The organism is Streptomyces zinciresistens K42 (assembly GCF_000225525.1).
Lineage (GTDB): Bacteria > Actinomycetota > Actinomycetes > Streptomycetales > Streptomycetaceae > Streptomyces > Streptomyces zinciresistens.
The window spans coordinates 1-12774 of the sequence record NZ_AGBF01000193.1 but is presented as its reverse complement, the minus strand read 5'-3'; the positions used below and the strand labels follow the sequence as shown (position 1 = coordinate 12774).

Here is a 12774-nt window from a genome sequence, read left to right as displayed (position 1 = left end):
GGTTCGGTCCTGCTCAACGCTTCCGGCGCGCTGCTGCACGTCGTCGCCCTGAGGTACGGCGCGCTGACCGTGGTGCAGCCGCTCGGCGCGCTCACCCTGGTGGCGGCGGTGCCGCTGGGCGCGCGGCTGGCGGGGCGGCGGGCCGGCGCGGCCGAGTGGCGCGGCACCGCGCTGACCCTGGCCGGTCTGGCCGCGATCCTCGTGGCCGCCTCCGGCCCCGCCCCGGACGACGCGCTGAGCGCCCCCGAGGCGCTGGCCGTCGCGGCGGTCACGGTCGCCCTGATGGGCACGCTGGCGTGGCCGGGCGCCCGTCCGGGACTGCGGCACGCCACGGCGTCCGGCTTCGCCTCCGGTGTCGCCTCCGCCCTCACCCAGACGGTCACCGTGGCCGCCGCCGATCGGTCGGTGCCGGTCCTGAGTCTCCAGGTGGCGGGTGTGGCCCTGCTGGTCGCGGCCTTCGCGGCGGGCGGGCTGCTGCTGTCCCAGACCGCCTACCGGGGCGGCCTCGGAGCGCCGCTCGCCGTGGTCACGCTGGCCAATCCGCTGGCGGCGGCGGTGATCGGGCTGGCGCTGCTGGGCGAACGGCTGCGGGGCGGTCCCCTGGGCGTCGTCCTGGCGCTGGCCGGGGCGGGGCTGGCCTCCTGGGGCGTGGTCCAGCTGACCCGCGCCACGCCGCGTCCCGAGGCGGCGGCCCGCCCCGAGGCCGCCTCCGCGGGGGCCTCGCGCCACGCCGCCTCCGCGGGGGCCGCCGACGAGCATCCCGTGGCGGCCGTCCTGGCGCTGGAGCCCGGATCGGCCGCCGAGGAACCGGCGCTGGTGCCCCGGCGTCAGGAGCCGGGGCAGCTCACGGCGCGGTGAGCGGCGCGCGGGGCCCTCGCGGAAGGGCCCCGGGTCACTCGGTGATGTTCGCCGGGTCGCTCACGCCGGGCCGCCCGTTCTCGACGTGCCCGGCGAACCCGCGCCGGAACGCCGGGTCGCCGTCGGCGGTGACGGTCAGGTCGTACCAGCGCCGGCCCGCCGCCAGGCCGATCGTGCGGCGCACGGTGGCGCCGGGCCGCACGGTCACGGTCGTGGCGCGTCCGGCGTAGGCGTCGGCGATCCTCAGCAGGGTGCCCGCCGCCGACCGGTTCGTGAACGTCAGCTCGATGTCGTCGCCCCTGGGGCGGGCGGTGACCTCGGGACCGGCGGCCCCGTTGCCGCCCTCGAAGGAGCGCACGAAGCCGTTGGGCCCGTGCACCGTGAGGTCGTAGGAGCCGTCCGAGTACGCCGAGTTCCAGGTGTCCGACAGGGTCTTTCCCGCCTCGGTGGTGTACGTCCAGGGGCCGTCGGCGCGGTTGCCGGAGGTGATGTGGAAGGCGGCGCCCGCCTCGGCCCCGCCGGTCAGGGTGAGCGTGAACGTCCCGGCCGCCGCGTCCACCGAACCGTCCGCGCAGGGGGCGTACTTGAGCGGCCGCGAGGGGCGCAGGCCGCGCTCCTGACGGGGCATGGCCGGGTCGGCCGGGGGCACCGGCCGGTAGTCCGGGTGGCGTTCGCGGTCCGGCGGCTCGTACGCGTCCGTGTCCGGCGGCTCGTACGCGTCCGTGTCCGGCAGCGACACCGGGCGGCTGTCTCGGCGGGAGAAGTCGAACGCGGAGGTCAGGTCGCCGCAGACGGCGCGGCGCCAGGGCGAGACCTGGGGCTCGCGGACTCCGAAGCGGCGCTCCATGAACCGCAGGATCGAGGTGTGGTCCAGCGTCTCGGAGCAGACGTAACCGCCCTTGCTCCAGGGCGAGACGACCACCATCGGCACCAGCGGGCCGAGTCCGTACGGTCCCGCGGGGCGGTTGGCGTCGCCCGGGTAGAGGTCGAGGGCGACGTCGACGGTGGACCTGCCCCGGGAGGCGTCCTTCGGCGGCAGCGGCGGGACGACGTGGTCGAAGAAGCCGTCGATTTCATCACCAGGAGCGTCATCCAAAAAACCTGCTCTGACCTGCATGGGTACGCGGCACCCGGCTGCTCCCGGCCTCACGCGGACATGCCCCGCCAAGCCCCACTTCGGGCACGTATACGACCAGAATGCGACCAGCACTGTGCCTTCCCCACCGTGGCACCCCGTCCATGCCGGCCAGAGGGTATCGCCGGGTCCGGCTCCGAGGTGACTGCGGGAGCGGCGATGGATGCCTGGCGGTCGCGCCGGTACGGCGAGCTCAGCACGCTGCTCGGCCACTACGAGTTGTCCGGCGGCCAGGAAAGGCTGAACTTGTGGCTTCGAACACCCCGAGGACTTACGCCGGATGCGCAGCTCGGCAGGGTCTTCCCAGACTTCCAGGTCCGCCATGAGGTCCGATTCCCGCTCCGAACATGTGCGTGCCGGGAACACCGTCGCGGAAACGACGAACCGTTCATCCGCTGGCGTGCACACCTGCTCCCCCGATACGGCATCGGAGTCCTGTGAGAGCGGCCGCAAGTAGTGGAGCGAAGAAGCCGACGATGTCGGACAGTACTTCTGCCTGTGCCGCCATCGCGGCGGCACAGGCAGAAGTACACGGACACCCGGCAGTGCGATGACGCCTGCAGGCTCCCGGTGAGCAGGAGGCAGACCCCCGGCAGAGCATCTCGTCGACGGCGGCTACATGCCCGTGCCCCTGTCGGCGCTGACATGACCACCGTCACCGCCAAGCGGTGATGAGCTCCTCGGGCCCCACCGCCCGCACCCCGTCCACCGAGACCCCGCTCCGCGCCACCGCGAGGAGCGGGGTCTGCTCGTCGGCCCCGGGCAGTTGCGAGCGGTGAACCAGCAGGCGGGCCAGGTCGTGGGCGTCGAAGGGGCGGTTCTCCAGCCATTTCACGGAGCCGACCGCCGTGATGCGCTTGGCGATCGGGCCCCGGTCGGCCGCGACGATGTCGATCTCGGGGTCGTTGCTGCGGGTCCAGTAGCCGCCCACCGCGCCCGTCTCCTCGGGCAGACCGTCCGCGCGCATCCTGAACAGGGCGTCCCGCACCACCGGCTCGACGGCCCGCCCGCGCCAGGCCGTCCACGACCGGCGCATCCGCTCAAGAGTCAGGTCACCTCTGCCGCGCTCGATCTCGGACATGTACGGCCCCAGGAAGGCCAGCCAGAAGCGCAGATGCGGATCGGCTACGTAATAGCGGGTCTCCTTCGAAGGGCGTGTGGACAACGGCGTGACGGCCTCCACCACCCGCTTCGCACCCAGGAGCTGCAGGGAGCGCCGCAGGGTGGTGGCGGGCAGGCCGCCCGCCGCCCGGCCGATCAGCGTGTGCGTCCGCTCCCCGGAGCCGATCGCCCCGAGCACCAGGCGTGCCTGGGCGTCGGCCGGGAACTCCGCGGCCAGGGACCGCTCCGCGCTGACGATGAGGGCCGAGGTCGGATCGGTCACCACGTCGGCCAGGTAGTCGAAGACCCCCGCGCCGCGTGGCCACTCCTCCAGGACCAGAGGCAGCCCGCCACAGACGAGGAAGGCATCGAACGCGTCGGCCGGCGAGAGTCCAAGCATGTCCGCCACATCGGCCGGGCTGAGCGGTGGCACCACCATTTCCGTACCGCGCTGGTGGAAGGGCCGGTCGTAGTCGTTGAGCCGCTCCATCATCGCCAGGTCGGAACCGACACAGAGCAACAGCACCGGCCGCCTGGCCAGTTCCCGGTCGAAGAACTTCTGCAAGGTGCCCTCGAAGCCCGGATCGTTCTTGATCAGATAGGGCATCTCGTCGAATACGACGACACTCGGCCGGTCGTCCGGCAGCGCGGCGACAAGAAGGTGAAAGGCCGCGTCCCAGGTACCGGGCGACTGCCCGCCCACCGCTTCGGCGCCGGGCAGGTCAGACTCGGCCGCCGCCTCGACGAACAGCCGCAGATCCGCCCCCGCACCGGCCTGGGCCGAGGCCGTGAAGAACAGACTGGGCAGCCCCGAGCGCTCGATGAACTCCTCGACGAGCCGGGACTTCCCCACCCGCCGCCGCCCGCGGATCAGCATCGCCTTGCCCGGCCGCCCACCGCGGCCACCCGCCTCGACCCGCTTGAGCATCCGGTCCAGAGCCGCGAGCTCCCGCTCCCGCCCGATGAAATCGTCCACGTCCAGCCACCCGCCAATACAGCCAATTTTGGTGCGTCCAAGAATGAACATACCAAAGTTGGTGCTATCAAGTCCGGTCACCGGCGGTTCCACCATCGAGGCAGCAGCCGCCTGGCCCGCGACTTCGAACGCCGCACCACCGGCGCCGAGGCGATGATCTACTGGTCGATGACCCTGCTCATGACCCGCCGCCCGGCCCGCTCACCCCGCGGGCGGGCGTGAACCGGCCCGGCGCCGGTTCAGCCAGCCAGCCGCGCGCGACCAGGCGTTTCGCCTTCGACCGCAGCGCCTCCACCCGCGCCGGAACCACGTCCATGCCGAACGAAGCGGCCATCTCCCGGCAGGTCAGCGGCCCCTGCCCAAGCCGGGCCCGGTCCGCGAGCACGGTGAGAATGCGCTGGTAGTCCACCGACAACACCGACCACGCAAGCCCGTCACGCCACACCGGCACCTGCGACATCGTCTTCGTCTTCGCCGCTTCCGGCGTTGGCGATCGGCATCCCGTCGGACCAGGGCTGCCTCCCGGCCCGCGAGATACGCGTAGTAAGCCGAGCGGCCCACCTTCAGCGCCCGGCACAGCGGTCGTACTTGCCGCCGTTGTACGCCTGCTGGCCGTCGGTCCAGCCGTGCGGCAGCCCCTCCAGGAACTGCATGCCGAGGTCGTCGGCGTCCGGGCGGAACGGCAGGACCTCCCTGGCGCCGTCCGGCTGGTGCCAGACCGGCTTGCCGCTGTCGAGCGTCACGGGCCGGGGGTCGCCGAAGCCGCGCACTCCGCGCAGCGTGCCGAAGCAATGATCGAAGGAACGGTTCTCCTGCATGAGGACGACGATGTGCTCGACGTCCTCGATCGACCCGGTGCGGTGGTTCGCCGGGAGGGCGGCTGCCCGCTGGATGCTGCCGGACAGGGAGGTGAACGCCGTGGTCGCGCCCGCGAGTTCGAGGAATCGGCGGCGGTTGACGTCGGGCATGAGTGGGGGACCTCTTCCCATGGGGGTGGTGGGACCGGCCGGGTGACGACGGAGTGCGCGCGGAAGGAGCGTTCCAGGAGCACCGAACGTCAGGGAAGGGTGCGATGGCGGCGCGGGTGAAAGCCGCGGGTACGGGAGAGGGGCGCCCGCGCCGGGCGGGGAGCGGCGGCGTACGCCGGGGCCGGCGCCCCCGGACACGGAGGTCAGCCCGCTTGCGCCGGGCCCGCCCCGCACGCCCCGCACGCCTCGCGCGCCACCCCCGCGCACCCCCCGGAAGACCGGCCGTCACGCACCGCCACCCCTGCCCCACCACTCCTTTGCCTCACCCAAAACACCCCGAACCGTATAAATCTGATTATCTGACGTACAGCCAGATACGTCACCGGCGGGCTCTCCTGCCGCCGGCCAGCGGGTTGGGGTGCCCATGAACGCGTTCAGCCGGAGAAGTGCCGTCGGAGCAGGGCTGGGGCTGGTCGCCTCGGCCGCGGGGCTGTCCGGCTGCGGCAGCCCGCCGGAGACGGGCACGAAGGGCCCGAACGAGGCGGGGCAGCGCGCCAACGGCGCGCGCCGCATGGCGCCCCGGCTGATCGGCGACGGGTCGACCGCGTACACCGGCAGGCAGCCCAACCAGCCCGCCGCGCCGGTCCGCATGGAGCCCGGCGAGACCCCTCCGCAGTTCGTGGTGTTCTCCTGGGACGGCGCGGGCGAGGTGGGCAACGGCCTCTTCCCGCGCTTCCTCGAACTCGCCGAGCAGCACGACGCCCGCATGACCTTCTTCCTCTCCGGCCTCTACCTGCTGCCGGAGTCGCAGAAGCGCCTGTACCGGCCCCCGAACAACCGGGTCGGCGCCTCCGACATCGGCTACCTGACCGACGGGCACGTCAAGGAGACGCTGGGATACGTCCGCCAGTCGTGGCTGCGCGGTCACGAGATCGGCACCCACTTCAACGGGCACTTCTGCTCCGGCACCGGTTCCGTCGCGAACTGGAGTCCGGCCGACTGGCGCAGCGAGATCGAACAGGCGCGGCAGTTCGTCAAGACCTGGCGCACCAGCACCGGCTGGCAGCGCGAGCAGCCCCTGCCCTTCGACTACGACAAGGAGCTCGTCGGCGGGCGCACGCCCTGTCTGCTCGGCCAGGAGAACCTGCTGCCCGTCGCCCGCGAGCTGGGCTGGCGCTACGACGCCTCCTCGCCCGGCGGCGTCCAGCGCTGGCCGGTGAAGAAGCAGGGCCTGTGGGACCTCCCCCTCCAGGGCATCCCCTTCCCCGGACGCGGCTTCGAGGTCCTGTCGATGGACTACAACATCCTGGCGAACCAGTCGATCAGCACCACCCGGGCGCCCGCGTACAACTACCCGTCCTGGCGGGCCCAGGCCACCCAGGCGTACCTGGCCGGCTTCCGCCGCGCCTACGAGACGAACCGGGCGCCGTACTTCGTCGGCAACCACTTCGAGGAGTGGAACGGCGGCATCTACATGGACGCGGTCGAGGAGACCGTGAAGCGGATCGCGGACAGGAAGGACGTCCGCATCGTCTCCTTCCGGCAGTTCGTCGACTGGCTCGACGTGCAGGACCCGGCCGTCCTCGCCCGGCTGCGCACCCTGGGCGTGGGCGAGCGCCCGGCGGGCGGCTGGAACAGGTTCCTCTCGCGCACCCCGAGCACCCGGATGCCCTCCACCACGACGTGACGGCCGTCCCGGCCCCGTGCGGACGGGCCCGGCCACGGGCGCGGGGCCGCCGCGTACGTGTCCGTCAGGAAGTCGACGACCTCGCTCCGCCGGGCGTCGGCGGCCCTGTCCCCCTCGCGCAGGAGGGTGCCTTGGGCCTCGCCGTCCACCACGGCGAACTGCTTGCGCCTCGCCGGGGAGGCGACGCAGACCTCGCGGAGCTGCTGCTCGGGTCTGCCCCGTGTCGTCGCGCGCGACCATGAGCAGCGGCACAGCGGCGCTCAACGCCGCGCATCACGGTGGTGCCGTGGGCGATGGACTCGGAGACGAGGATGCCGCGGCCGCCGAACCCCGGGAGCGAACCGGCGGTGAGGTCGGGCCGGCACGAGCCGGACGGCATGGGGCTGAAACGGTGCTGCTGATCCCTTCGCATGGGGTGAGGGGAGGGCGACCGCGGCCGGTGCGGTGACCGGGAGGGTTCACAGGCCCGGGGCGCGCAGCCAGACCGCGGTGTCGCTCGGCAGCCGTCCCCGCGGGTCCAAGGGGCCGCTGGCGAGCAGGAGTTCACCGGGGACGGGCAGGTCGGCGGGGCGGTCGGCCAGGTTGACCACGCACACCGTGCCCGGCGCGCGGGTGAAGGCGAGGACGCCGTCCGGGGCGGGCAGCCAGGTGAGCGGGTCCTGCCCGAACCGCGGGCGCAGCGCGATGGCCCGGCGGTAGAGCGCGAGCATGGAGTCCGGGTCGGCGGCCTGGCCGTCGGCCGCGTACGCCGCCCAGCCGGCCGGCTGCGGCAGCCAGGGCTCCTCCCCCGGACCGAAGCCGGCGTGGGGCGCGTCGGCGGTCCACGGCAGCGGCACTCGGCAGCCGTCCCGGCCCGGGTCGGTGCCGCCGGAGCGGGCGTGCATCGGGTCCTGGATGCGGTCGAGGGGGATGTCGGCCTCGGGCAGGCCGAGTTCCTCGCCCTGGTAGAGGTAGACGGCTCCGGGCAGTGCCAGGGACAGCAGCGCGGCGGCCCGCGCCCGGCGGGCGCCGAGGGCGAGGTCGGTGGGGGTGCCGAACGCCTTGGCGGCGAAGTCGAAGCCGGTGTCGGCGCGGCCGTAGCGGGTGGCCGTGCGGGTCACGTCGTGGTTGCACAGCACCCAGGTCGCGGGGGCGCCGACGGGCGCGTGCTCGGCGAGGGTCGTGTCGATCGACTCCCGCAGCCGTTCCGCATCCCAGGGGCAGGACAGGAACGAGAAGTTGAAGGCGGTGTGCAGTTCGTCGGGGCGCAGGTAGCGGGCGAAGCGCTCGGCGTCGGGCAGCCACACCTCGCCGACGAAGACGCCGTCGTAGTCGTCGGCGACGGCCCGCCAGGAGCGGTAGACGTCGTGGAGTTCGTCGCGGTCGACGAAGGGGTGCGGCTCGGGGCCGTCGGCGAGGTCGGTCAGGTCCGGGTCCTTGGCGAGCAGCGCGGCCGAGTCGATCCGTACGCCTGCCACGCCCCGCTCGAACCAGAAGCGCAGGATGTCCTCGTGCTCCTGACGCACCACGGGGTGGGCCCAGTTGAGGTCGGGCTGTTCGGGGGTGAACAGGTGCAGGTACCACTCGCCGTCGGGCAGCCGGGTCCACACCGGTTCGGTGGAGCCGACGAACTGCGAGGGCCAGTCGTTGGGCGGCAGGGCACCGTCCGGGCCGCGTCCGGGCCGGAAGTGGAACAGCTCGCGTTCGGGGCTGCCGGGTCCGGCGGCGCGCGCGGCCCGGAACCAGGAGTGCTGGTCGGAGACGTGGTTGGGCACGATGTCGACGATGGTGCGGATGCCCAGCTCACGGGCCTCGGCGATGAGCTTCTCGGCCTCGGCGAGGGTGCCGAACGCCGGGTCGATGGCCCGGTAGTCGGCGACGTCGTAGCCGCCGTCCTTCAGCGGTGAGACGTACCAGGGGGTGAACCACAGTGCGTCGACGCCGAGTTCGGCGAGGTACGGCAGCCGGGCGCGGACGCCCGCGAGGTCGCCGGTGCCGTCGCCGTCGCCGTCGGCGAAGCTGCGGACGTACACCTGGTAGATGACGGCGGAGCGCCACCACTGTGCCGAGGCGGGACGGGGCTGTGCCACGTTGCGGCCCTTTCTGTCGTGGGGAGGAGGACGTCAGCCCTTGGTGCTGCCCGCGCCGATGCCGGCGATGATGTGCCGCTGGAAGACCAGGAACATCGCGACCATGGGGATGCTCGCGATCACCATCGCGGCGATGAGCACGGTCAGTTGGATGTTCTGCGACAGCTGGACGAGCGCGACGCTGATCGGCTGTTCGTCGGTGTCGGAGAAGACCATGAGCGGCCAGAGGAAGTCCTGCCAGACGGCCACCAGGGCGAAGATCGAGACCACGCCGAGGACGGGCCGGGACATCGGCAGCACGATCGACCACAGGGTGCGCAGCTTTCCGGCGCCGTCGATCTCGGCGGCCTCCAGGACGTCGCGCGGGAGCTGGTCGAAGAACCGCTTGAGCAGATAGAGGTTGAAGGCGTTGGCGACGGCGGGCAGCCAGATCGCCACCGGGTCGTTGAGCAGGCCCAGATCGGCCACGGTCAGGTACTTCGGCACGACCAGGGCCTGGGCGGGCACCATCAGGGTGGCGAGGATGCCGCCCAGGATCACGTTGCCGAAGGCCGGGCGCAGCTTGGACAGGGCGTAGGCGGCGGCCGTGCAGAACACCAGCTGGAACAGCCAGGCGCCGGCGGCCTGGACGACCGTGTTCCACAGGTGCGCGGGCAGCTGCATGAGCTCCCAGGCGTCGGTGTAGCCGCTCAGGCTCCATCGCTCGGGCACGAGGGTGGGCGGGGTGCGCGCGACCTCGTCGGCGGACTTCATCGCGCCCGTCGCCATCCAGTAGACGGGGAAGAGGAAGGCGAGGACGAACAGCAGCACGGTGGCCGTGAAGAGGGACCAGTACACGGCCTTGCCGCGCGGGCGGGCCAGGGCGGACGAGGACACGAGGGTCCGGGTGCTCACGCGTCGTCACCTCCGGAGCGGGTGAGCCGCAGGTACAGGGCGGAGAAGGCGCCGAGCAGCACGAGCAGCATGACGCTCAGGGCCGAGGCCCCGCCGAAGTCGTTGTAGAGGAAGGCGTATTTGTAGATCAGGTACAGGACGGTGACCGTGGCGTTCTCGGGGCCGCCGCCGGTGATGACGAAGGGTTCGGTGAAGACCTGCATGGTGGCGATGATCTGAAGGAGCATCAGCATCAGGATCACGAAGCGGGTCTGCGGGACCGTGACATGGCGGATGCGCTGGAGCAGGTTCGCGCCGTCGAGTTCGGCCGCCTCGTACAGCTCGCCGGGGATGGACTGCAGGGCCGCCAGGTAGATCAGGACGGTGCCGCCCATGTTGGCCCAGGTCGCCACGATCACCAGGGAGAGCAGGGCGGTGTCGGCGCCGTTGGTCCAGTTCGAGGTGGGCAGTCCGGCGAACCTGAGCGCCTCGTTGGCGAGTCCGGCGCCGGGGTCGTAGAACCACTTCCACAGCAGGGCGCTCACCACCGGCGGGATCATCACCGGCAGATAGACGACGACCCGGAAGAACGCCTTGGCGTGCCGGAGTTCGTTGAGGACGAGGGCCAGGACGAAGGGGACCGCGAAGCCGATCAGCAGCGCGAGGAGGGTGAAGGTCAGGGTGTTGCGCCAGGCGGCGGCGAACTCGGGGTCGGCGAAGACCCGGGTGAAGTTGGCGGTGCCGACCCACTCGGGGGCGCTGCCGGGCGTGTACTTCTGGAAGGCGATCACGACCGCGCGGATCGCCGGCCACCAGGAGAAGAGGGCGAAGCAGACGAGACCGCCGACGAGGAAGCCGTAGGCGCGGGCCTGGTCGGCGAGGCGGCGCCGCCTCCGGTCCCCTGCCGGGGGCGGCGCCTGCATCGGGCGGACCGCGACCTTCGCGACGGAAGTCCGCCGAGCCGTCTTGGTCATGGTGCGTCAGCCCCGGGCCAGGATGCTGTCGATCTTCCCGGAGGCGTCCTTGAGCAACTGGTCGATGTCGGCGTCCTTCTTGGTGAGGACGGCGGAGACGACGCCGTCGAGGACGGAGTAGATCTGCTGGGCGCTCGGCGGCTCGATCTTCATCCGAAGGCTCTGGTTGCCGTCGAGGAAGGACTGGTAGTTCTCCACCGGGACGTTGGCGTTGGCCTTCTTCACCTGCTGGTCCTTGGCGTCCGCGGCGCCGGTGAAGAGCCGGGGCTCGGGCAGGCCCACGGGGGCGTCGTTCTTCTTGGCGCGCGCGTAGTCGCCGAGGAAGCCGTCGCCGGGGGTGAGGAACATGGCGTCGAGCCACTTCAGTCCGGCGCGGATCTGCTCGGGGCTGGCCTTCTTGTTGAACATGTAGCCGTCGCCGCCGATGAGTGTGCCGTTGCCGCCCGGCATGGGGGCGAGGGCGAGGTCCTTGTAGTCGCCGCCCTTCTCCTTGACCAGGATCGGGATGTTGTCGGGGGCGGCGAGGTACATGCCGAGCTTGCCCGAACCCATCATCTGCTGGACGTCGTTGATGACGAGGAGCTGCTTGCTGCCCATCGAGTTGTCGGTCCAGCGCATGTCGCGCAGGTTCTGCAGGACGGCGCGGCCCTCGGGGGTGGCGACGGCGGCCTTCTTGCCGTCGGCGGAGACGACGTCGCCGCCCTGGGAGTACATCTCGGCGGTGAAGTGCCAGCCGCCCTGGTTCTGGGCGCTGTAGTCGGCGTAGCCGACGGTGCCGGCGCCGAGGCCGGCGATCTTCTTCGCGGCGGTGCGGACCTCCTGCCAGGTGGCCGGGGGCTGTTCGGGGTCGAGGCCGGCCTTCGCGAAGAGCTTCTTGTTGTAGATCAGGCCCATCGAGTAGCCGGTGCGCGGGACGCCGTAGATCTTGCCGTCGACGGTGTAGATGTCCCGCAGTTGCTGCTGGATGCTCTGGTAGTTCTTCAACTCCTTGACATACGGCGTGAGATCGGCGGCCTGGTTGATGTCGGCGACGCGCCGGGCGTCGGTGAAGTACGTGTAGAACACGTCCTCCATCTGGCCGCCGGCGAGTTTGGCCTCGAAGGTCTTCGGGTCCTGGCAGGGGAAGGCGTCGCTGGGCACGACGTCGATGTCCGGGTTCTGCTTCTCGAACGCGGCGATGTCCTGCTCGAAGAACCGCCGGTCGACCTTGGCGCTCTTGGGCGGCATGCAGTTGACCGTGATGCGGGTCTTTCCGCTCGCGGCGTCGTCCCCGCCCGACCCGCAGGCGGAGACGGCGAGGGCGAGCGAACAGGCACTCAGCGCGGCGAACGTACGGCGGAACCCGGTGCTTCTCATCGGTGGACCCCTCTGGGCATGGAGCGGTGGGCGCCGCACACTCAAGCACCGGCGACAGCTGTTCGCAAGATGTCGCGCAGAATTTGCAATTTTTAGACAGGCGAATGGATCTCCGGAACGGCGGAAGGGGCTCAGCCGCGCGGCGCTTGCGCCGTCGAACCGCGCACCACCAGTTCCGGCTCGAACAGCAGCTCCTCGGCCGGCACGGGAGCGCCCGCGATCTGCGCGTTCAGCAGTTCCACGGCGGCGCGGCCCATGGCCTCGATCGGCTGGCGGACGGTGGTGAGGGGCGGCTCCGTGCAGTTCATGAAGGCCGAGTCGTCGTAGCCGACGACGGAGATCCGCGACGGGACGCCGAGCCCCTTGCGGCGAGCCGCGCGGATCGCGCCGAGCGCCAGCGGGTCGCTCGCGCAGATGATGCCGGTGACGCCCCGGTCGATGAGCCGGGAGGCCGCGGCATGGCCGCCCTCGATGGAGAAGATGGCCCGCGCCACGTGCTCCTCGGGCAGGTCCCGCGCGACACTCCGGGCGGCGGTCAGCTTGCGCGCGGAGGGCATGTGGTCGGCGGGTCCGAGCACCAGGCCGATGCGCTCGTGGCCGAGGGAGGCCAGATGCCGCCACGCCTGCTCCACCGCCACGGCGTCGTCGCACGAGACGGCCGGGAAGCCGAGGTGCTCGATGGCGGCGTTGACCAGCACGACCGGGATGTTGCGGTCGGCGAGTTCCTTGTAGTGGTCGTGGGGCGCGTCGGCCTGGGCGTACAGCCCGCCGGCGAAG

Annotated in this window: 8 protein-coding genes and 3 pseudogenes; 2 read left to right on the top strand and 9 right to left on the bottom strand. The window is 71.7% G+C overall.

Annotated features, from left to right (window positions below; translation table 11 throughout):
• A partial coding sequence (locus SZN_RS30605) for a DMT family protein (RefSeq protein WP_007502637.1) occupies positions 1-858 on the top strand: 858 nt, incomplete at its 5' end.
• Between the two features lie 34 nt (positions 859-892).
• Here SZN_RS30605 and SZN_RS30600 read toward each other — a convergent pair.
• The 4 genes and pseudogenes from SZN_RS30600 to SZN_RS30585 form a co-directional block, all read right to left on the bottom strand.
• Positions 893-1936, bottom strand: a pseudogene (locus tag SZN_RS30600) (phospholipase domain-containing protein); the annotation flags it as partial.
• Between the two features lie 712 nt (positions 1937-2648).
• The gene (locus SZN_RS30595; RefSeq protein WP_007502635.1) at positions 2649-4070 is read right to left on the bottom strand and encodes an ATP-binding protein; all 1422 of its coding nucleotides are present in this window, start codon (positions 4068-4070) and stop codon (positions 2649-2651) included.
• A 178-nt stretch (positions 4071-4248) separates the two neighbouring features.
• Positions 4249-4563: pseudogene (locus SZN_RS30590) on the bottom strand (hypothetical protein); the annotation flags it as partial.
• Between the two features lie 85 nt (positions 4564-4648).
• Positions 4649-5038, bottom strand: a pseudogene (locus SZN_RS30585) (alkaline phosphatase family protein); the annotation flags it as partial.
• A gap of 424 nt (positions 5039-5462) precedes the next feature.
• Here SZN_RS30585 and SZN_RS30580 point away from each other — a divergent pair.
• Complete coding sequence (locus tag SZN_RS30580; RefSeq protein WP_007502632.1) at positions 5463-6725, top strand: polysaccharide deacetylase family protein; 1263 nt, start codon at positions 5463-5465, stop codon at positions 6723-6725.
• 458 nt (positions 6726-7183) lie between these two features.
• On the opposite strand, the gene SZN_RS30575 is transcribed toward SZN_RS30580, so the two are convergent.
• The 5 genes from SZN_RS30575 to SZN_RS30555 form a co-directional block, all read right to left on the bottom strand.
• Positions 7184-8794 carry a glycoside hydrolase family 13 protein gene (locus SZN_RS30575; RefSeq protein ID WP_007502630.1) on the bottom strand — a complete coding sequence of 537 codons (1611 nt, stop codon included), beginning with the start codon at positions 8792-8794 and terminating at the stop codon, positions 7184-7186.
• A 33-nt stretch (positions 8795-8827) separates the two neighbouring features.
• A complete protein-coding gene (locus SZN_RS30570; protein WP_007502629.1) occupies positions 8828-9688 on the bottom strand; it encodes a carbohydrate ABC transporter permease in 861 nt (286 codons plus the stop codon).
• Positions 9685-10641, bottom strand: a complete 957-nt coding sequence (locus SZN_RS30565; RefSeq protein ID WP_043734009.1) for a carbohydrate ABC transporter permease — start codon at positions 10639-10641, stop codon at positions 9685-9687. The genes SZN_RS30570 and SZN_RS30565 overlap by 4 nt, the downstream gene beginning before the upstream one ends.
• A gap of 6 nt (positions 10642-10647) precedes the next feature.
• Entirely contained in the window at positions 10648-11997 is a 1350-nt protein-coding gene (locus tag SZN_RS30560) for an ABC transporter substrate-binding protein (protein WP_007502627.1), read from the bottom strand.
• Positions 11998-12128: 131 nt separating this feature from the next.
• Positions 12129-12774, bottom strand: a 646-nt coding sequence (locus SZN_RS30555; RefSeq protein ID WP_007502626.1) for a substrate-binding domain-containing protein, incomplete at its 5' end; no start/stop codon positions are given.